The organism is Roseibium sp., assembly GCF_965233565.1.
In the GTDB taxonomy this organism is placed as follows: domain Bacteria; phylum Pseudomonadota; class Alphaproteobacteria; order Rhizobiales; family Stappiaceae; genus Roseibium.
The window spans coordinates 5960095-5980015 of sequence record NZ_OZ247494.1; the positions used below are offsets into that span (position 1 = coordinate 5960095).

Consider the following 19921-nt stretch of genomic DNA (forward strand, 5'->3'; position numbering starts at 1 on the left):
CTCATGATCCCGATGCCCGGGCGCGACACGCCCGTCTGGACCGACAGCGAAGTCCTGGAATGCGTGATGGTGGTGCCGGAAGCACCGGATGTGAAAACATTCTCCTTCCGCCCGCCCTCCGGCGCGACCTTTGTCTACAAGGCCGGACAGTTCATCACGCTGGACCTGCCGGTTCCCGGCGGCAACGTGCAGCGGACCTACACGCTGTCGTCTTCACCTGTATCCAACGCCTATGTCTCGGTGACCGTGAAGGCCCATGCCGACAGCATCGGCACGCGCTGGATGCTGGACCACTTGAAGCCGGGCATGCGGATCAAGGCTTATGGGCCGGCCGGCCTGTTTCATCTGCCGCCCAGTCCCGATGGCAAGTACCTGTTCATCTCGGCCGGGTCCGGCGTCACGCCGATGATGTCGATGGCGCAGACCCTGTTTGAGCGCGGCGAAGACCCGGACATCTGCTTCATTCAATGCGCCAATCGGCCGGTTGAGCTGATTTTCCGCCAGAAGCTGGAGTATATGGCCAGCCGCGTGACCGGCCTGCAGCTTCATTTTGTCGTGTCAAAGAGCGATCCTTACGAAGTCTGGACCGGCTACCGGGGTCATTTCAACCAGCTGATGCTGGGCCTGATGTGCAATGACTACCTGGAACGGGATGTCTTTTGCTGTGGCCCGGAAGGCTTCATGGACTCGGTGCGCGAGATCCTGAACGCCCTCGGCTACGACATGGACCGCTATCACCAGGAGAGCTTCCAGGCGCCGGCCGAAACCAAGGAAGAGCTCACCGAATTCGACGATGTCGTGCCGCAGGACGATGTTCAGGCCCAGATCGTTTTTTCCAATTCGCAGGTCTCGGCCTGGTGCTCGGAAACCGACACGGTCCTGGCGGTCGCCAAGGATGCGGGCCTCAACATCCCCTCTGGCTGCACATTCGGTGTCTGCGGCACCTGCAAGGTCAAGAAGGTCTCCGGCGAGGTTCACATGGTCCATTCCGGCGGTATTAGTGAGGAAGATGTCGAGGCCGGATACATCCTGGCGTGCTGTTCCAATCCGATCGGCACCGTCGAAGTCGAGGTCTAGTTCTCTTTTCGGTTGGAAATACATTCAATAATTGCGATGTATCAATGGCGGACACAGGCGAGGGGGCTTACCTTGCCGGTGTCACTGGGAGGACGTCGCATGTTGAAATTTCCTTTGAGCGCCTGTCTTGCGGGAGCAGCACTGATCTTGCCGGCCATTTCGCCAGCAATGGCGCAATCCATTCCGGAGGGCGTGACGGCCTATCAGGTCGAGGCGGAGTTTGAGGATGTGCGCTTCGATCTGGAAAACGCCATAGTCAATCGCGGACTCGTCATCGACTACGTTTCCCATATCGGCGACATGCTGAACCGGACAGCGAAGGATGTCGGCGGCGAAAAGCAGATCTACATGCAGGCACAGTCGATGCTGTTCTGTTCCGCCGACCTGTCGCGCAAGGCGATGGAGGCCGATGCGATCAACATCGCCTATTGTCCCTATGCGGTCTTTGTGTTCGAGCAGCCCGACACGCCCGGAACGGTCACCGTCGGTTACCGGAACCTGGCAGAAACGGGGTCGGAAACCTCAAAAGCCGCAATCGCCAATGTCAACGCGCTGCTTGACGGCCTCGCGCGGGAAGCTGCCGGCCAATAGGGTAAGGTCTCAGCCAACAGCGCGTTCGTTTAGGCGGAGCAGCACCTTCTCGGAGGACAGCTCTTTCGCGGCCGTGCGGCCGACTTTCCGTGCCGTCTTGTCGTCAGAAGCGCCAAGGCGTTCGGCCAGCGCTAGGGCAGGTTGGTGCAGCGACAACGATCGTTTGCCGATCTGGCGCAATGCCCAGTGCACCGCCTTCCAGACGAAATTCCGTTCATCGACCGCATAGCGTTCGATCAGGTCCAGATAGGCCGTGAACTCGGTATCCGGTGCTTTCTTGGCATGAACCGCGCGCCAGGCGATCAGGGCAAAAGCTGCCCGACGGACGAATTCCCGCTCATCGGCCGCCAGCATGATGACCAGTTCGTCCGATCCCTCGCGCCGGGCAAGCACGTTGGTCAACTGGTCGCACAGATCCCAGGACTGGATCTCCTCCAGCCATGACAGCGCCAGGTCCGGTGTCAGGGCTTTGGGCGGCGTCAGGAGAATGGCGAGCAGACGCGCCTCGTGCCAGCCGCTTTGCCAAAGCGATGGCACGAGGTCCGGTGATCGGCCAATCTTGCGGGCGAGGGGACGCAGCACCGATAGCGGCACGCCAAAGGCATGCGAACTGTCGATACCGAACCGGGCCATGCCGGCCCGGTTCTCTTCCGAGCCTGCTGCACGCAGCTCGGCAAGCACGCTGTCAACTGTCCAATCCTGGGTGGAAGTCATCGGTGCGACGGGGCTTTACTTGTCCGCATTCTCTAGCCGGGCGATCAGGCTGGACGTATCCCAGCGATTGCCGCCCATGGCCTGAACTTCGCCGTAGAACTGGTCGACCAGCGCGGTCACCGGCAGCCGGGCGCCTGTGTTGCGTGCGGTCTGCAGGCAGATGTCGAGATCCTTGCGCATCCAGTCGACGGCAAAACCATAGTCGAACTTGCCGGCATTCATGGTCTCCCAACGGTTTTCCATCTGCCAGGACTGGGCGGCGCCACCGCGAATGGCCGAGATGACTTTCTCAACGTCGAGGTCTGCCTTTTTGGCAAAGTGAATGGCTTCCGAAAGGCCCTGAACCAGGCCGGCAATGCAGATCTGGTTGACCATCTTGGTCAGCTGGCCAGCGCCACTTTCGCCCATCAGGCCGACAAACTTGGCGAAACACTCAATGACCGGCTTGGCCTTGTCGAAAACATCCTGGTCGCCGCCGCACATAACGGTCAGAACACCGTTTTCCGCACCGGCCTGGCCACCGGAAACCGGAGCGTCGATGAAGCCGCAGCCCTTGTCCCTGGCGGCCGTATGAAGCTCGCGGGCAACTTCAGCCGAAGCGGTGGTGTTGTCGATGAAGATGGCGCCTTCTTTCAGTCCGTGGAAGGCACCGTCTGTGCCCGTTGTGATGGAGCGCAGGTCGTCATCATTGCCGACGCAGGCAAAAACGAAATCGCAGCCTTCAGCGGCTTCCTTCGGCGTTGTCGCGAAGCTGCCGCCATATTCCTTGGCCCATTTTTCGGCCTTGGCGGTGGTCCGGTTATAGACGGTGACGTCGTGACCGCCCTTGATCTTCAAGTACCCCGCCATCGGGTATCCCATGACACCCAGACCGATGAACGCAACCTTTGCCATGACGAGGCTCCCTTTTTCAGACAAAGGCCCGGTTTTGAACCGGGCCTTTCGTAAAATGTAGTGGTCATGGTTTTAGGGCATTTCCATCAGCCTGTCAGCTCAGGAAAGACCACCGTCAAAGCATCAGGCCCAATAGGGACGCCGTTGCCACAACCAGAAATGCCGCTGCCGTTTCCGGTCAGTCACCTTGAGCCGCTCCTGCGTCTTTGGATCCGGACGCGTGTTCGGCGTAAAGCGGCTTGCTTCAAGAAAACTGCGGGCATAGATATCAAACATTGTCTTACATCCTCTTGCCGGTTGGTGTAGCCTGAAGATGGCTGTTTGATAGGGAAAGTGCCAGTTAATTAGAATTTTGAAATGTAAGGTGAAGTTACATATGGATTGGCGTGCACTTCCCTCTCTGAATGCTTTGAGAGCCTTTGCCGTGGTTGCGGAAACCAGGAGTTTCTCAGCGGCCGGCCGCGAATTGAACGTCACCCATGCTGCCGTCAGCCAGCAGATACGAGGCCTGGAGACCTTTCTCGGGTTTCAGCTGGTTGTGCGCGAGGGCAGAGGTGTTGCCCTTACTCCGGAAGGCGATCGCCTGTTTGACGGGTTAAGCAGCGGCTTCGACATCATTCGCGACACGGTTGACGAACTCCTGCAGGAAGATGTCGCCCGGCCGCTGAACATCACCATGACGCCGTCCTTTGCGATCAGCTGGTTGATGCCGCGGATCAACGATTTCCGCCTCAAGCATCCGGAAATCGAGCTGATGCTCAACCCGACCGCACAGGTGGTCGAGCTCCGGCCCGGCGGCGTGGATCTCGCCATCCGCTTTGGCAACGGTGACTGGCCCGGTTTCGATTCCGAGCTCTTTCTGACAACCAATTTCGCGGTTGTCGGCGCCAGCTGCCTGATCGGGGACCGGAAAATCGAAAAGCCGGAAGACCTGCTTCAATTCCCCTGGCTTTCGGAGTACGGCACCAATGAACTGGCCATCTGGATGGAGCGCCAGGGTGTGGTTCCGAAGGGCAAGCTGAACATCACCCATTTGCCGGGCTATATGGTGCTGGAAGGTGTGCGGCGCGGCGAGGGCATCTCGGCAACCGCCAAGACCTTCATCGAGGCAGATGTCGCTGCCGGCAGCATGCAGGTGCTGTTCGAGGAAGGTGTCAATCCTGGCACGGGCTATCACCTGGTGACCCGGCCGGGCATCAAGCGTCCGCCGCTGAAAGCCTTCTTGAACTGGATGCGGTCCATGCGGCCGGAAGACACCGACTAGGGTCTGAAGTCTGGATTCCTGCGGCGAGGTGACAATCAGATCCCGGCAAGCGCCTGGTCGAGATCGCCGATCAAGTCAGCCGAATGCTCAATGCCGATGGACAGCCGCAACAGGTTTTCCGGGATGCCGGAGCCTTCACCTTCAATGGTATAGCGATGCTCGACAAGGCTCTCGGTGCCGCCAAGCGAGGTTGCCCGCTGAAACAGGTCCAGCGCACCGGCGGCCTTCAGCGCGGCATCTCTTCCACCTTTGATCTGCACGGACATCAAGGATCCAAATCCGCCTTGCATCTGGGATCTGGCAAGGGCGTGTTGCGGATGGCTGGAAACACCTGGATAAAGCACGGCTTCGACCTTCGGATGTGCCTCCAGAAAGTTTGCGATTGCCTGGGCGTTGGCATTCATGCGTTCCACACGAAGGGCCAGTGTTCTCAAACCCCGCAGCAGCAGCCAGGTCTCGAAGGAGCCGAGCACGGCACCGGCGAGTTTGCGCTCCTCGCTGATCGCCTGCCAGGCCTCGCTCGCAGCATCTCCGGTGGAAACGACACCGCCGAGAAGGTCTGAGTGGCCGTTGAGGGTCTTGGTGGCGGAATGCATCACCAGATCGGCGCCGAGTGCAAGCGGCTTGATAATCAGGGGTGTCGCCGCAGTCGCGTCAACGCAAAGGACGGCGCCGGTCTGTTTGCACCGGGCAGAAATCTTCTGGATGTCGGCCACTTGCAAAAACGGATTGCTTGGCACCTCCAACCAGACCAGGGCGGGCTTCGTAACGGAAATCTCGTCGAGAAACGCCTGGAGATCCGTGGCGTCGGCTTCGATCAGGGCAACGTTGTTGCGGGCGCAGAGCTTGCGCAGAAACAGGGTTGTGCCCCAATAGATGCCCGATTGAACCAGGAGTGTCCCGCCTGGCCGTACCAGCCGGGCAACGGCTGCAACGGCCGCCATGCCGGACGCAAAGAGGCGGCTGTCCTCGCCGCCTTCCAGGCAAGCGATCAGGTTCTCGGTCTTCTTGTAGAGCGCGTTGTCGTCGCGGCTGTAGATGTGACCCGGACTGACCGGTTCATAGTCCTCGTCGCGCACAAAAGTTGTCGCTGTCGGGATCGGCGGCACAACGGCGCCGGTTGCCGCATCATGGCCACCGCCACCATGGGCCAGCAGACTGTCGGGATGGAGGCCGGAGGCTTTGGGCAGTTCGCTGGACATGAGGGATCATCCGGTTAAGGGACACATTTCAGGACAGAAATGAAACGGTGAGGGATCACCGTTTCAGATGGCGGGTGAGGCGTGCTTCGATCTTGTCCCAGACGCGGCGCAGGGTTTCAACGATCATGAGATAGGCAACGGCCGCCCAGATATAGGCCTGGAAGTCGTAGGACCGCGAATAGGCGCGGCGCGTTTCGCCCATGAGGTCGTAGATGGTCACGATGGACGCGATGGCCGAGCCCTTGATCATCAGGATGATCTCGTTGCCGTAAGGCCGCAGCGCCACCATCAGGGCCTGGGGCAGAATGATCTTGAAAAAGGCGACCGGTTTGCTGATGCCGAGCGCTGCGGCACCCTCCCATTGCCCCTTCGGCACGTTCAGGATCGCTCCGCGCAGGATCTCCGCCTGATAGGCCGCCGTGTTCAGCGAGAAGGCAAACACGACGCAATACCAGGCTTCCCGGAAGAAGGTCCAAAGGCCGACAGCTTCCAGTTCGGGCCTGAAGGTTCCCGCGCCGTAATAGATCAGGAAGGTCTGTGCGAGCAGCGGGGTGCCCCGGAAGAAATAGACATAGCCATAAGCTGGCGCGGAGAAGATCTTCCAGCTGGACGCGCGTGCGGCGGCAATCGGAACGCTGAGCAGAGCTCCGATCAAAAGGGACACGCCGACGATCTGCAGCGTGACGATGAAACCCTTGACGTAGTTGAACCAGTACTTGTCGACAAACGGACTGGCGATGTTGGAGCCAAGGTAAAAGACCAGCGACACGCCGGAGATGATCCAGAGGGCCATCAGCACGTGGCCGAGGATCCTGGTGTTCGACCAGCGTCGCGGCGGCGCAGGCGGGCGTGCCATGCCCGTGGCGGGGTTGGCGGCGGTCATCTTGCAGCTTCTCCCCGTTTGGACCATTTTTCAATCCGGGAGAGACCGGTCGACGAAATCATTGCCAGGACCAGGTAGATCAGGCAGGCGATGCCGAAGAACAGAAACGGCTCCTTGGTCACGCGGGCCGCGATACCTGCTTCGCGCACGAGGTCCGCAAGACCGATCACGGAGACAAGCGAGGTTTCTTTCAGCAGGATCAGCCACAGGTTGCCGAGCGCGGGCAGGGCGAGCCTGATCAGCTGCGGCAGGATGATCAGGGTCATGGTCTGGTAGCGCGACAGGCCAAGCGCGTGGCCGCCTTCATACTGGCCCTGCGGAATGCCGCGAAACGCGGACAGGAAGGCTTCCGACGCGTAGGACGAAAACACCAGGGCAAGCGCAACCATGCCGGCGACGAAGGAATTCACTTCGATATAGGTGTCAAAACCCAGCAGCTTCAGTCCCTGCTGGATGCCGATCTGGACACCGAAATAGACCAGGAACAGCGTCAGCAGTTCCGGCAAGCCACGAAAGATTGTCGTGTAGATATTGGCGGCGAGCTTGAGACTGGGTTCGCTTGAGTTTTTAGCCAGCGCGATCAGGAACCCGAGAACAAGTCCGAATGGCAAAGTGGCGATCGCCAGTGAAACTGTTACCAGGACCCCAAGTGCGATCGTGTCGCCCCAGCCCTGTTCCCCGAAGGAGAGTAGCGTCAGAGCTTCTTCCATAAGCCGGCGCTTCTTTCTGTTTGTTGTTGTTGGTCCGGCCGCCCCTCCGGCCGTACTGCGGGATTTTTCCCTGCAGGCGAATGCGGCACGCAGAGCATGCCGCATTCCGTGTCATCGTAGGCTGGCGATTAGCCGCCGTAAACGTCGAACGTGAAGTACTTGTCGTTGATTTCCTTGTACTTGCCGTTCGCCAGGATGGCTTCGATGGCCTTGTTGAACTTCTCTTTCAGTTCACCATCGTCCTTGCGGATCGCGATGCCGGCGCCTTCACCGTTGATGACCGGATCCGGGGTCAGCGTGCCGAGCAGCTTGCAGCATGCACCGTCGTCGGTGGCCAGCCAGTCGGACAGAACAACAACGTCGTCGATCACGGCGTCAACACGGCCGCTGGCGACATCAAGCTTGTACTCGTCCGGGGTCGGGTAGAGCTTCAGGTCAGCCGACGGCAGCTTTTCTTCGGCATAGTTGGAGTGGGTCGTGGAAGACTGGGCTCCAAGCGCAACACCTTTCAGATCCGCATCGGACGTACCGGCGATCTTGGAATCCTTCGGCACGGCAATTGCCGGCGGGGTGTTGTAGTACTTGTTGCTGAAGTCGACCTTCTGCAGGCGCTCTTCGGTGATCGACATGGAAGCGATCACGGCATCGAACTTGCCGGCCTGAAGAGCCGGGATCATGCCGTCCCAGTCCTGGGTGACGAATTCGCATTCGACCTTCATCTCTTCGCAAAGAGCATTGGCAATGTCGATGTCGAAGCCGACCAGCTGACCGTCAGCGGTCAGGGAGTTGAACGGAGGGTAAGCGCCTTCGGTGCCGATGCGCACCTTTGACCAGTCTTTCGCCTCAGCGCCACCCACAGCAGCCAGAACTGCAACAGCGGCCGCAGCCATACGCAAAACACGCATATTAAGTTCCCCATATATTATCTTCGCAGCGCAGGCGGGTTCTTCCCGCCTTCTTGCCCGAGGGCCCTATTCCATACACTTCGCTTTAAATTTCAAGCAGGGCCGCGAAAAAAACACAGGGCGAAGGATGCTTATTTTCAGATTTTGAAGGGTGTCGTTGGGGAAGAAACCGTCAGGACCGGATGCACCTGCCTGTTGCGAAGGCTGCTTCCGGAGCCGGGCAACAGGTCAGTCACGTCCGGTCGGGGCCGTCCGCTCGTTTGCAACCTCGGCGTCCGGGTCGGGGGTCTCGAGCACCGACTGCAGCGTCACCACCGCCCGCGTCAGTGCATCACCCGCCCTGGTGCCCGCATAAGGGGACTTTGCGAAAACCGGCACCTTGTTCAGACTGGCGATCTTTTCCTCGTGGGCTGCCCGATCCTGAGCCGACAGATTGTCGAGGTCGATCTCCGAAAGGCCATGCTTTTCAAGATACTGATGCCGAATACGCTCTTCTTCGGGCAGTTCCCGCCAGGCCTGATACTGCTCGGCAAGGATGCTGCGAAATTCCAGGAAGGGCTTTTCTGGCGGCTGGGACCGCGCGATGGTTGCGTGTTGCCCTGTCGGTGGAGGCTTCGGTGTTGAGATGGTCGTCATGCGGTGCTCGAAATGGCTTTGGTGAAAGATCACGTCTTGCAAGCAAAACTTGCGCCAGTTGCCGTTCATTCAAAATCCTGATCATACCCATGAATCTCTTCAATTTGTAGCCGGTCGATCTGGGACGTAGGTAAGAGTTGCCCGGCAATGCGGTTCATGTTTGCCGGTCGACAGCAAAGGGACCCAACATGGCAGATCTTGAACTCTTTATCGGCAACAAGAACTATTCCTCCTGGTCGTTCCGGCCGTGGATCGCGTTGACACATAAAGAGGTTCCGTTTCGTGAAACCCTGGTGCCGTTCGACTTTGACAATGGCAACCCGAATTTCGAAGCCTTTTCACCGAGCCGGAAGGTACCGGTCCTCAAGGATGGCGATCTGACCGTTTGGGATAGTCTTGCTATCCTGGAATATGTAGCCGAGCTTTATCCGGAGGCAGGCTTTTGGCCGAAGGACCGATCTGACCGGGCACGGGCACGCGCGATTTCGGCGGAAATGCATTCCGGGTTTTCCGACCTGCGGGGTGCCTGCCCGATGAACATGCGCCGACCCTCAGAAACGCTTCAAGTCAACGCGGCGGTCAAGGCGGATGTCGCCCGGATCGTCGACATCTGGCAGGAGTGCCTCGACCGTTCCGGCGGCCCCTTCCTGTTTGGTGACTTCGCGATCGCCGACGCCATGTATGCGCCTGTTGTCAGCCGGTTTTCGACATATCAGCTTTCGGACGCGCCGGCCGTTGCAGCTTATGGCGCTGCAATGACAGATACGTCGGCCTGGCAGGCATGGCAGGCCGAAGCGGTCAAGGAACCCTGGACCGTGGCCGTCGACGAGGTCTGAGCGCGTTTCAAAGCTGCATCCGGAGACGATTGTCTTCGGATGCCGCAGAACACCAGGTCCGCATCAGCAGACAAAAGCCCCTTCCGTTTCGAAGAAAGCATGGAGGCTGTCGACGAAACGGCGAACCTTCAGGGGGATGAAACGGTTCGAAGGGTAGACCGCATGAACCGGGTGGTCCGGATATTTCCAGTCCGGCAACACAAGCTCAAGCTCGCCCGACTTCAGATAAGGATCGATCAGCCAGCGGTTCGACAGGCTGATGCCGAGCCCTGCCAGCGCCGCGCGGCGCAGGGTCGCGGAATTGTTGACGATCATTGTCGGGTTGATCCGGATGGAAAGTTTCTCGCCAATCGTGCTCAGGAACGGGACGCGATCCCCGGTGGTGATGTTCTTGTAGAGAAGATAATCGTGATCCGGCAATTCGGCCGGGTGTTGCGGACGGCCCATCCTGTCCAGATAGTCCGGTGACGCCACCAGGCACCTGCTGGCATGACCCAGCCGGCGTACGATCAGCCGGTCGTCCCTGATTTCTCCCATGCGAATGGCAACGTCGAGACGTTCCTGAATGACATCGACAAACTGGTCCGAGAGGGAGATATCCAAAAGAATATGCGGATGGCTCTTCTTGAAGCCGACCAGAAAGTCGGACAGCACGGTTTCCGCAAATCCCAGCGGCAGGCCGACCGACAGGGGCCCCGTCATCTGCGCTTCCTCGCTCTGGACCGAACGGTCGGCTTCCGCAAGCCGCTCCAGCACATCACGCGCATAGGTAAGATACCGTTCACCGGCCTCGGTCAGCTGCAGCTGCCGTGTCGTCCGGTTGAGCAGCCTTGTGCCAAGTTCATCTTCGAGGCTGCGGATCTGCTGGCTGACCGCCGGTTGCGACACGCCCAGATGTTTGGCGGCGGCTGAGAAGCTGCCAAGGTTGACCGACTGAACAAAACTGGAAAGGGCGCTGAGCTTGTCCATGACACACCTGGGTTGCAAGATTTGTGACCTACCGGCTCGATATATAAGTGAACCTAATGAGTTTTATAAGGAAGCTCGCACTTCAAAATTTTTTCGAATGAAACACTTTAGGAACAGCCCACCGGTGCTCTCCGGTCCGGGTCCTTCTTTAGTGTCTATTCTGACTGAGCCGGGAGGCTTTTCATGACCGAACCAAATCTTTCACTCTCCAGACGATCCCTCTTTGGCCTGGCGGCCGGGGCAGGGGCGGTTGCCGCTGCCGGCGGTGTCTCACTGATCGCATCCCCCGCCCAGGCGGCGGCTCCCAAGGCTGGCGCGCCAATGGCCGGCGCTCTGCGGTACAAGGTCGGTGACTTTGAAGTCACGGCATTGCTGGACGGATATCTGGATGTGACACCTGAAGTCGTCGTCGGTTATGACGAGGCTGAAGGCCAGCGTCTGCGTGACAAATCCCTGATCGAAGGCAATGCGCTGCGCATTCCGGTCAATGCCTATCTGGTCAACACAGGCGATCGTCTGGTGCTGGTGGATGCGGGCACCTCAGACGCTCTTGGCCCGACTATGGGGCGTTTGCCGTCCGCTCTTGAAGCGGCGGGCGTTTCCGCCGATCAGGTTGATGCCATCCTGATCACCCACATGCACCCGGATCATCTCTTCGGTGTCGTCGATGGCGAGGGCAAGCGGGTCTTTGCCAATGCGGAATTGATCCTGCCGGAAGTCGACAATGCGTTCTGGTATGACGACGCAGCCATGAACGGCGCGCCGGAACAGTTCAAGCCGTTTTTCCTGGGCGCGCGCAAGGCCGCAGAGGCCTACAAGGGCAACCAGACGCTGATCTCAGGCGACCAGGAGGTCCTGCCGGGAATCCGGTCCATGGCGTTGCCCGGACATACGCCGGGTCACACCGGTTATCTCTTCGACAGCAATGGCGAAACCCTGGCAATTGCCGGCGACATCATTCACATGACCGCCTATCAGTTCGATCGTCCGGACTGGGGTATCGGCTTTGACATCGACAGCGCAAAGGCCGTTGAAACGCGCAAGGCGTTCCTGGACCAGGCCGCCGGTGACAAGCTGTTTTTTGCCGGTGCCCATATTCCGTTCCCGGGCATGGGACGCGTTGTCAAGGAAGGCGATGGCTATCGCTTCGTAGCCGCCAACTGGCCCTACGCCTACTAGGATCTGCGGACTGGCCCGGCGGCTTCTGTTTGCCGGGTCAGCGCAGCCCGAAGCCGGAAAAGGGCAGGTAAGTCACAAGGTCCCCCTTGGTAATCGATGTTACGTCTTCAGGGATTTCAATCAGACCGTCGGCCTCTCTGAGGCCCGTTATCAACCCTGATCCGTCACGCATGAATTTCTGTGCAACGAGGGCACCATCCGGTCCTTCTTCAAGATAGGCGCGATAGAATTCGCGTCGGTCCGGTTTCTTCTTGGGCACTTCAAAGGCAGCCGGAACCTGGAAGCCTCTGGGGGGCAGAAAGGGACCGCCTCCCAGCACGCTCAGAACCGGGCGAACATAAAGCAGAAAACAGACCATGGCTGCCACGGGATTGCCCGGCAGGCCGAGGAACACGCAGTCCCCGATCGAGCCGAACATCATCGGCCGGCCCGGCTTGATCGCCAGTTGCCACATGTGGCGTGATCCGAGCGTATCGAGGGCTGCCAGCAAATGGTCTTCTTCGCCCCGGCTGGCGCCACCTGAAGTCAACAGGATATCAAACCGGCCCGCCGCCTCCTTCAAGGTGGCTTCGACGAGGGCTGCATCGTCTTTCAGAATGCCCAGATCCTCGACGTCTACAGGCAGGGTCGCGCAGAGGCCCTGAAGCAGAAAGTAGTTGGAATCATAGACATCGCCGAGGGTGATCAGGCTACCCGGGCGGCGCAGTTCGTCGCCGGTGGACAGCAAACCAACCTTAAGTTTGCGATAGACGGAAATCTCGCCAAGTCCGGTCGATGCGATCGCTGCCACGTCCTGCGGACGCAAACGCTGTCCCGCTTCCAGGATCGGTGTCCCTTCGGCGACATCCTCACCCGCCAGGCGGCAATTGGCCCCCTTCTTGAGGCCCTGCGGCACGATCACGAAGTCCTGGCCATCCTGTTGATGCGCTTCGCAGTCTTCCTGCATGGCGACCGTGTCCGCACCCGGCGGCATGACCGCGCCTGTGAAGATCCGCGCGGCACCCCAGGGCGCAAGGTCCGTCTGGCTGGCGTGACCGGCGGCGACCCGCTGGTCCATCCGGAAAAAACCGCCGGCTTCATCAAAGTCCGAATGGCGGAAGGCGTAGCCGTCAACGGCGGAATTGTCGGCCAGCGGCACATTTCGTGGCGCCGTCACAGTCTGTGCCAGAACCCGCTCGGATGCCTCTGAGAGCGGTATGGTCTCCACTTCGACAAGTGTGGACACGCGGTCCTTGAGCAGGTCCAGGGCATCTTGATGGCGCAGCCGGTCCTTGTCGTGCAGAAAACAGTCGTCAAGAAGCCGCTTTCCGGTCATGCGCCGTGCCCTCCAAGGTCAAGACGCGCCTGGATGAAATCCGCCATCGCCGGCACGTCGTTGAGATCGAAGACCGGGAGTGTCTCATCCGGCAGCAGGTGATCCGCCGCAACGGCGAGAATATTCGGGTCGGATGGGGCGAGGGGGCCACGGTCCCGGGTTTCCGTGCGCCGCGCTTCGATCTTGGGATGATTTTCCCGTTTGTAGCCTTCGATCAGGATCAGGTCACACGGCGCGAGACGGGCCAGAATCTCTTCCAGCGGCGGCTCCTCTTCTTCTCGCAGCTCATGCATCAGGGCCCATCTGCGTCCGGAGACGAGGGCGACTTCCGATGCGCCTGCCTCCCGGTGCCGGTAGCTGTCGGCCCCTGGTCTGTCGATGTCGAAATTGTGGTGGGCGTGTTTCACGGTGGAAACCTTGAGACCACGTTGAGTGAACTCCGCCACCAGACGGGTCACGAGCTGCGTTTTGCCGGAGTTCTTCCATCCGGTGATGCCGAATACGGGAGTGGGTTTCATCTGTTGGTTAGGCTCAATGCGTCGCGCACGGTTGCGAGGTCGTCAGGTCGGTTTGCGTTGAAGAAGGGGTCGAGACCCGAAACCGGATCGGTGTCAAAGGCGACTTCAACGCTATTGTGCCGGTCTACAAAGGCAAGCACCTTTCCGCTTTGACCGGAATCAAGCCAGTCATGCAGGTCGGATTTGAGGGCCACTGGCCAGAGACCGAAAACGGGTTGCAGCTTGTCGGAAGACGATGCGAGGGCAATCACCGGCCGGTCGGATGGCACGGCCGCGCAGAACCTGCCGACAAGGTCGGTTGGAAAGAACGGCGTGTCACCTGCGACCGAAATCACGTGACTTACGTCGGGACGATGGGCCGAAGCAAATTCAAGACCTGCCAGGATACCGGCCAGTGGCCCGGCATAGTCGCCCAGAGGATCGGGGACCACGGGCAGTTCAAATCGGGCGAACCTGTCCGGATCCCCGTTCGCATTGAGGACAATATCCGCAAGCTGCGGAGACAGCCTGGCAAGAATCATGTCGAGCATGGTTCTGCCACCCAGATCCAGGAGCGGCTTGTCGCCGCCGCCCATGCGGCGCGACTGCCCCCCCGCCAGAACGCAGCCGAGCAGATTGTTTCTCGTCAGGCGCGACGGTGTCGTGTTCATTCTGCAGCCAGGCTCCCTTTGCGGCGGTTCTTCTCCGGCTCGTCTTCCACGGATCCGGGATCCAGATCGAAGTCGATCCGCTCCTGCCCGGACAGTGCGACAAAGCGTTTGCCGCGGGCTCGGCCGATCAACGTCAGTCCAGCCTGGCGCGCCAGTTCCACACCCCAGGCAGTGAACCCGGAGCGCGAGACCAGGATCGGAATGCCCATCATGACCGTCTTGATCACCATTTCGGAGGTCAGCCGTCCCGTCGTGTAGAACATCTTGTCGTGTGCGGGGATATCGTTCAGGACCATCCAGCCTGCGATCTTGTCGACCGCATTGTGCCGGCCGACATCTTCCATATAGACCAGCGGCCGGTCTTCCTGGCACAGCACGCAGCCATGGATTGCGCCCGCCTCCAGGTAAAGCGACGGGGTGGTGTTGATCGCCTTGGTCAGGCTGTAGAGCCAGGATGTCTTCAGCCGGGCATCAGTGGACAGCGAAACGGTTTCAAAGCCTTCCATGACATCGCCGAAGACGGTGCCTTGCGCGCAGCCGGACGTGCGTACCTTTTTCTTGAGTTTTTCCTCGAAATTCGTTTCCCGCTCGGTTCGCACGATGACCACATCGAGGTCGTCGTCATGTTCGATCCCGGTTATGACATCGTCATCGGCCAGCATGTTCTGATTCTTCAGGTAGCCGACCGCAAGAAGGTCCGGATGATCGCCAATCGTCATCATGGTGACGACTTCCTGGGCGTTCAGAAACAACGTCAGCGGCTTTTCGGTCACCACCTTGGTGTCAACGGCATTGCCGTTCTGGTCTATGCCGGTCACCGCGGTCGAAAGTCCCGGATGAAGCGGGTCCGGTTGAAGAAGGTAAGGGCCTGTCACAGCCGCACGACTCCTTGGTTCAAGTGTTTAGAAAGACTATGGGAGGCAAAGGCGGCAGGGCAAGGTGTTACTTTGCGGCTTTGGTACGGGCGAGCGCCATGAAGGCGCCGCCCGCAAGCAGTCCCCAGAAGGCACCGGAAACACCGAGAAAACTGACACCGGAGGCCGTCACCATGAATGTGATGATCGCACTGTCGCGTGTCTCCGCCGCTTTTGTGGCCTCGCCTATGGAAAAGGCGAAGGCCCCGAGCAGCGCCAATCCGGCAACCGCTTCAATCAGAATGGCCGGCGTGGCGGCGACAAAGGCCATGACCAGTCCGGCAAAAAGACCAAACAGGACATAGACCAGACCGGCAGCAGCAGCGGCCCAGTAACGCTCACCGGGATTCTTGTGAGCATCTTCCCCGGCGCACATGGCAGCTGTGATTGCTGCAAGATTAACCGCGTGTCCGCCAAAGGGGGCGGAGAGCAGGCTGAAGATACCGGAGAGGGTAAAGAGCGGGCCACTTTGCGGTGCGTATCCATAGGCTTTCAAAACGGCCACGCCGGGGATGTTTTGCGACGCCATGGTGACGATGAAGAGTGGCAGCGCGATGCTCACAAGGGCTTCGAGAGAAAAGACCGGTGTGATCAACACCGGTTCGCTCACCCAGCTGGCAGACGAAAGATCGATCGGGCCACTGGTCCAGAGCGCGATTGCAATGGTAACGGCCATGGCCAGCGGCACGGCAAAGAGGCGCGCAAACCGCAGTGCAATCGCCCAGACGGCAATGATGATCAAGGCGCTGACGGGCAACTCGGCAACCGCCTTGACCGGAGCAAGACACAGCCCGAACAAGACGCCGGCGAGCATCGCATTGGCCAAAGGGGAAGGAATAGCTGCAACAGCCCGGCCGAAGGGGCGGATCAGCCCGGCCAGAACGATCAGCAGGCCGCAAATGATGAAAGCACCGACGGCCGCCGCGAAACCACCATCGACAGGACCGGCGGTGACAAGCAGCGCGGCGCCTGGCGTCGACCAGGCAATGCTGACGGGAATCTTGGTCCAGAGCGAGCCAACTATGGCGCACAGTCCCATGGAGATGGAAAGGGCCATCAGGCCGCTAGTTGCTTCGCTAGGCGAAGCACCGGATGCGGCAAGGCCCTGAATGACAATGGCAAAGGAACTGGCAAAGCCGACAATAGCGGCCAGAAGGCCAGCGGACAGAGACTGAAGATTTGGACGGCTGACTGACACGATGATGCTCCCCTGCGACGGGGAGCAACCTATCGTTGCTATCGGCAAAATGACTAGGACATGAATGTCACAGCGCTCACGAATAAACGTTACCTTGCAGCGCTTGTCTGCAATGATCCGAGCGAGCGGCTCAGATCATCAGCATATCGTTGGTCAGGCGGCCCTGCTGCAGCTCGTTGGCGAAATGGCTGAACGCAAGATAGGCTTCGTCCCGGGTGACTTCTGCCGGATGATCAAGAAGCGGGCGCAGCACATCGTGGCGCGCGGCGGCAAGACCGTCGGTCAGATCCCGGAAGAACATCAGGGAGTTGGGGAACAGCCGGAAATCGGCCGGTTCATGAATGATGCCTTCGATGTCGTGCAGGCGCGGATCGTTCATCACGCAGTAGACGGTATCGAGCACCTGTCCGGTCTGGCCTTCCAGGATCTGGATAATGTGCTGGTCGACCAGAAGCAGAGCGCCGGTCACGCCTGCCTTGCGATTGATCCGGCGGATTCGCAGGAGGGTCTTGTCGATCTCGTCGGGCAAGGGCAGATGCATCTTGTCCCACTTGATTTTGCTGCGGTAGCAAGCGCGATAAAGTTCCATGGCGTGTCCCATCCTTTTGCCGATAAACCCAGCCTGCGCTTCAATTCCTCACATTTGCTTAAAATTTGATTCAATTTGTAAGAAGACGGTGGATGGTTACCGACTTCTTGCAAGTTTCTCTTGGAACGTGTGCTTGCACCCATGTCTCGGGTTCCAAGAAAACTGTGCAAAACAACCTGCGCTTATCTTTGTGTGGATAAGGCGCGGCTGACCGTAAACGAGACTTGAAATGGAGCCGTCTTTAACTCGGCTCCATCGTCAACTGACTCGTTCGCCGCCGAAGGTCAAAAGGGTCGTTCTTCTCCGGACCATTTGAAGAATTTGCCGGTATCGGAAAGCGCAAGCCGTTCAGCGAGGTTGAGAACGCCTTCAGCCACATCGACCGGGCTGTTGTCTGCCTCCGGGCCGCCCATATCCGTGCGGACCCAGCCGGGGTCAATCAGGGCAACGGGAATATTCTCCGCTTCCAGGTCTGTCGCCAGTCCCTGCATGACCTTGTTTACCGCCGCCTTTGAGGCTCGGTAGGCGAGCGTGTCCGACTTGCGGTAGCCCATCCAGGACATCTGGCTGGAAATGGTCAGGATGCGGCCGTTGTCACTGTTCCTGAGATGCGGAAGAAAGGCCTGGGACACGGCCAGCGGTGCCAGGGTGTTGATCTTGAGCGTCTCGGCAAAACCGACAAAGTCCATATCGAGCGGTGTCTGGCGTTCAAAGCCGATAATGCCGGCGTTGTTGATGAGAATATCCAGGTGACCGTCGAGGCGCGCGGCCGCAGCCCCGACAGCTTCGTGATCCGTCACGTCAAAGACAAGCGGCCGAAAGTCTCCCGTCATCCGGGCAGCGGTTTCCTGTGCGATCTGTTGTGTGCGAACCGAGCCGTAGACGGTCCAGTCCCTGGCAAGGGCTAGTCGGGCAAGTTCAAATCCGATACCGCGGTTCGCAGCGGTGATGAGACATACCGGCATGGTCTGGTCCTGAAAACTGTGTTGAACAAATGAATGCATGTGGTGGGAGAAGAGAACGATAATCGAACCCGAGGGCGACGCAAGTCGGATATTGTCCCTGCCAAAACAGGGGGACAATGCTGGACCGGCGGTCGTCAACGGTCCGTCTTCTCAGGCGAAGCAACTTGTCCAGAACCTGCTTGGCCACTATGACAGCTGTAAGACAGGAACAGAGCAGGTCTGCTTCAGTTTGGCAGATTGCGGCCGGCGTTTTGCGATCTACATACTGACCTAACAAGATCGGTAATTCAGGCGCCGAATTGAAAGACAACGGGACGGGGTAATGAACGACACCATCAAGAATGCGGTTATGGAGCGGCTCAGCCAGATCAAGGGGCCGGACCTGGAAGGCAACATCATTTCTCTGGGCCTAGTCTCGGATGTCTTCGTCTCCGATGGCCGAGTTGCCTTTTCCATCACGGTGCCTGCCGAGCGGGCGCAGGAACTTGAACCCTTGCGTCAGGCCGCAGAAAAGGTCGTGAAGGAAGTCCCGGGTGTTGAAACCGCCATGGTTGCCCTGACCGCCGAGCGCAGGCCTGGCGGGACCCGCAACACGGCCCCGAAAGCGCCACCACAGGCTCCGCGAAAGGCGCCGGAAGAGCAGGGCGCCCAGAAGCCGGGAGTTCCGGGGATCAAACACATCATTGCCGTTGCCTCCGGCAAGGGCGGTGTGGGCAAGTCGACAACGACGGCCAATCTTGCGCTTGCAATGGCTGCTCTCGGCAAGAAAGTCGGAGTTCTCGACGCTGATATCTACGGCCCCTCTGTGCCGCGCCTTTTTAATGTTTCCGGCAGACCGGAAGCGCTGGAAGGTCGGATGTTGAAGCCGCTTGAGGGCTACGGCGTGAAGGTCATGTCCATGGGGTTCATGGTCGAGGAGGAAACTCCGATGATCTGGCGCGGGCCGATGGTGATTTCTGCGCTGACCCAGATGCTGCGTGAAGTCGCCTGGGGCGATCTTGATGTGCTCGTTGTTGATATGCCTCCGGGAACCGGTGACGCGCAGCTGACCATGGCGCAACAGGTTCCGCTGGCCGGCTCTGTCATCGTCTCGACGCCTCAGGATCTTGCGCTGATCGACGCGCGCAAGGGTCTCAACATGTTCAAACGCGTGGATGTGCCTGTTCTCGGCATTGTCGAAAACATGAGCTATTTCCTCTGTCCGGATTGCGGCAGCCGTCACGACATTTTCGGCCATGGCGGCGCGCGCAACGAGGCGGACCGTCTCGGCGTCCCGTTCCTTGGAGAGATCCCGCTGACCATGACGATCCGCGAGACCTCGGACGCCGGCACACCGGTTGTCGTCTCCGATCCGGAAGGTGCGATTGCAGCTATCTACAAAAAGATTGCGGCCAGCGTTCTTGAAGGTATCGAGGCGGCAGAAGCTGGTCAGGAGCGGGCAGCGCCGGCCATCGTGTTCGAATAAGATGCTTGTCGCGACGTCGGCCACATAGTTTCTTGGATTTTACAGCAAGAACCGGCGGCACCTGAATGCCGCCGGTCAGTTCCCTGTCTGAACACGCTGATGCTTCTGCCACCCGCAAGACCGACCTGCACCAAACGACAGATCGAAAGATGGCATTCACTTGGAAGTTGTGACGGCTTCGGTTGATCAGAACGGCTGCCTGAGTGAACGGCGTGCACATCAGCCGGCGGTCTGCAAGGCCTCAGGTTGCACTTGGGTGTTTCTGAAGCAATTGCTTCGGATCTCAAGGGGGGCTTGCACTGAGATGACGCAGAAACCGGACAATCAGGTGCGCAATTTTATTGCCGTGAAATTGCGAGGGACTGTAACAATTGATCTTTTCACATCCGGATCACGGAGGGTTTGTATCTTACAACCTCCACACCCGGCGTTCTGAGTCGGAGAGAT

General features: G+C 59.3%; 22 protein-coding genes. 6 read left to right on the plus strand and 16 right to left on the minus strand.

Translation table 11 applies throughout. From position 1 onward, the window contains the following. The first annotated feature begins 3 nt into the window (after nucleotides 1-3). The gene (locus tag ACO6TG_RS27170; protein ID WP_094070420.1) at nucleotides 4-1077 is read left to right on the plus strand and encodes a hybrid-cluster NAD(P)-dependent oxidoreductase; all 1074 of its coding nucleotides are present in this window, start codon (nucleotides 4-6) and stop codon (nucleotides 1075-1077) included. A gap of 99 nt (nucleotides 1078-1176) precedes the next feature. Next, nucleotides 1177-1668: a DUF302 domain-containing protein gene (locus tag ACO6TG_RS27175; protein WP_422376067.1), complete on the plus strand. Its 492-nt coding sequence runs from the start codon at nucleotides 1177-1179 to the stop codon at nucleotides 1666-1668. A gap of 9 nt (nucleotides 1669-1677) precedes the next feature. On the opposite strand, the gene ACO6TG_RS27180 is transcribed toward ACO6TG_RS27175, so the two are convergent. The 3 genes from ACO6TG_RS27180 to ACO6TG_RS27190 all read right to left on the minus strand — a co-directional run bounded on the left by ACO6TG_RS27180 (nucleotide 1678) and on the right by ACO6TG_RS27190 (nucleotide 3552). Continuing rightward, the gene (locus tag ACO6TG_RS27180; RefSeq protein ID WP_422376068.1) at nucleotides 1678-2382 is read right to left on the minus strand and encodes a DNA alkylation repair protein; all 705 of its coding nucleotides are present in this window, start codon (nucleotides 2380-2382) and stop codon (nucleotides 1678-1680) included. A 15-nt stretch (nucleotides 2383-2397) separates the two neighbouring features. Continuing rightward, a complete protein-coding gene (locus tag ACO6TG_RS27185; protein WP_422376069.1) occupies nucleotides 2398-3276 on the minus strand; it encodes an NAD(P)-dependent oxidoreductase in 879 nt (292 codons plus the stop codon). 123 nt (nucleotides 3277-3399) lie between these two features. Continuing rightward, the gene (locus ACO6TG_RS27190; RefSeq protein ID WP_422376070.1) at nucleotides 3400-3552 is read right to left on the minus strand and encodes a hypothetical protein; all 153 of its coding nucleotides are present in this window, start codon (nucleotides 3550-3552) and stop codon (nucleotides 3400-3402) included. A gap of 100 nt (nucleotides 3553-3652) precedes the next feature. On the opposite strand from ACO6TG_RS27190, the gene ACO6TG_RS27195 reads away from it, so the two are divergent. Beyond that, entirely contained in the window at nucleotides 3653-4540 is an 888-nt protein-coding gene (locus ACO6TG_RS27195; RefSeq protein ID WP_422376071.1) for a LysR family transcriptional regulator, read from the plus strand. A gap of 35 nt (nucleotides 4541-4575) precedes the next feature. Here the strand turns inward: ACO6TG_RS27195 and ACO6TG_RS27200 are convergent, their stop codons facing one another. The 5 genes from ACO6TG_RS27200 to ACO6TG_RS27220 form a co-directional block, all read right to left on the minus strand. Next, nucleotides 4576-5742: a trans-sulfuration enzyme family protein gene (locus ACO6TG_RS27200; protein ID WP_422376072.1), complete on the minus strand. Its 1167-nt coding sequence runs from the start codon at nucleotides 5740-5742 to the stop codon at nucleotides 4576-4578. Nucleotides 5743-5797: 55 nt separating this feature from the next. Beyond that, on the minus strand, nucleotides 5798-6625 hold the full coding sequence (locus ACO6TG_RS27205) for an ABC transporter permease (protein ID WP_422376073.1): 828 nt from the start codon (nucleotides 6623-6625) through the stop codon (nucleotides 5798-5800). Further along, nucleotides 6622-7335 carry an ABC transporter permease gene (locus ACO6TG_RS27210; protein ID WP_422376074.1) on the minus strand — a complete coding sequence of 238 codons (714 nt, stop codon included), beginning with the start codon at nucleotides 7333-7335 and terminating at the stop codon, nucleotides 6622-6624. The genes ACO6TG_RS27205 and ACO6TG_RS27210 overlap by 4 nt, the downstream gene beginning before the upstream one ends. Nucleotides 7336-7463: 128 nt before the next feature. Then, nucleotides 7464-8240, minus strand: coding sequence for an ABC transporter substrate-binding protein (locus ACO6TG_RS27215; RefSeq protein WP_422376075.1), 777 nt, complete (start codon nucleotides 8238-8240; stop codon nucleotides 7464-7466). 228 nt (nucleotides 8241-8468) lie between these two features. Further along, nucleotides 8469-8876 carry a hypothetical protein gene (locus ACO6TG_RS27220; RefSeq protein WP_422376076.1) on the minus strand — a complete coding sequence of 136 codons (408 nt, stop codon included), beginning with the start codon at nucleotides 8874-8876 and terminating at the stop codon, nucleotides 8469-8471. 188 nt (nucleotides 8877-9064) lie between these two features. On the opposite strand from ACO6TG_RS27220, the gene ACO6TG_RS27225 reads away from it, so the two are divergent. Further along, nucleotides 9065-9712: a glutathione S-transferase family protein gene (locus ACO6TG_RS27225; RefSeq protein WP_422376077.1), complete on the plus strand. Its 648-nt coding sequence runs from the start codon at nucleotides 9065-9067 to the stop codon at nucleotides 9710-9712. A 63-nt stretch (nucleotides 9713-9775) separates the two neighbouring features. Here ACO6TG_RS27225 and ACO6TG_RS27230 read toward each other — a convergent pair whose 3' ends face one another. Next, on the minus strand, nucleotides 9776-10681 hold the full coding sequence (locus ACO6TG_RS27230) for a LysR family transcriptional regulator (RefSeq protein ID WP_422376078.1): 906 nt from the start codon (nucleotides 10679-10681) through the stop codon (nucleotides 9776-9778). Between the two features lie 183 nt (nucleotides 10682-10864). Here ACO6TG_RS27230 and ACO6TG_RS27235 point away from each other — a divergent pair, with 183 nt between their 5' ends. Next, on the plus strand, nucleotides 10865-11860 hold the full coding sequence (locus ACO6TG_RS27235; RefSeq protein WP_422376079.1) for an MBL fold metallo-hydrolase: 996 nt from the start codon (nucleotides 10865-10867) through the stop codon (nucleotides 11858-11860). 37 nt (nucleotides 11861-11897) lie between these two features. Here the strand turns inward: ACO6TG_RS27235 and glp are convergent, their stop codons facing one another. The 7 genes from glp to ACO6TG_RS27270 form a co-directional block, all read right to left on the minus strand. Beyond that, nucleotides 11898-13175 (minus strand): gephyrin-like molybdotransferase Glp, encoded by a 1278-nt coding sequence (glp, locus tag ACO6TG_RS27240; RefSeq protein ID WP_422376080.1) that lies wholly within the window; start codon nucleotides 13173-13175, stop codon nucleotides 11898-11900. Further along, nucleotides 13172-13693: a molybdopterin-guanine dinucleotide biosynthesis protein B gene (gene mobB, locus ACO6TG_RS27245; protein ID WP_422376081.1), complete on the minus strand. Its 522-nt coding sequence runs from the start codon at nucleotides 13691-13693 to the stop codon at nucleotides 13172-13174. The genes glp and mobB overlap by 4 nt, the downstream gene beginning before the upstream one ends. After that, entirely contained in the window at nucleotides 13690-14343 is a 654-nt protein-coding gene (gene mobA / locus ACO6TG_RS27250) for a molybdenum cofactor guanylyltransferase MobA (RefSeq protein ID WP_422376082.1), read from the minus strand. The genes mobB and mobA overlap by 4 nt, the downstream gene beginning before the upstream one ends. Further along, entirely contained in the window at nucleotides 14340-15218 is an 879-nt protein-coding gene (gene fdhD, locus ACO6TG_RS27255; protein WP_422376083.1) for a formate dehydrogenase accessory sulfurtransferase FdhD, read from the minus strand. Before fdhD ends, mobA begins: the two co-directional genes overlap by 4 nt. A 67-nt stretch (nucleotides 15219-15285) precedes the next feature. Further along, nucleotides 15286-16455: a benzoate/H(+) symporter BenE family transporter gene (locus ACO6TG_RS27260; RefSeq protein ID WP_422376084.1), complete on the minus strand. Its 1170-nt coding sequence runs from the start codon at nucleotides 16453-16455 to the stop codon at nucleotides 15286-15288. Nucleotides 16456-16585: 130 nt separating this feature from the next. Continuing rightward, nucleotides 16586-17044 carry a BLUF domain-containing protein gene (locus ACO6TG_RS27265; RefSeq protein ID WP_422376085.1) on the minus strand — a complete coding sequence of 153 codons (459 nt, stop codon included), beginning with the start codon at nucleotides 17042-17044 and terminating at the stop codon, nucleotides 16586-16588. A gap of 284 nt (nucleotides 17045-17328) precedes the next feature. Continuing rightward, nucleotides 17329-18009 (minus strand): SDR family oxidoreductase, encoded by a 681-nt coding sequence (locus ACO6TG_RS27270; RefSeq protein ID WP_422376086.1) that lies wholly within the window; start codon nucleotides 18007-18009, stop codon nucleotides 17329-17331. A 322-nt stretch (nucleotides 18010-18331) separates the two neighbouring features. Here ACO6TG_RS27270 and ACO6TG_RS27275 point away from each other — a divergent pair, with 322 nt between their 5' ends. After that, entirely contained in the window at nucleotides 18332-19474 is a 1143-nt protein-coding gene (locus tag ACO6TG_RS27275) for an Mrp/NBP35 family ATP-binding protein (RefSeq protein WP_422376087.1), read from the plus strand. The last annotated feature ends 447 nt before the right edge of the window (nucleotides 19475-19921 follow it).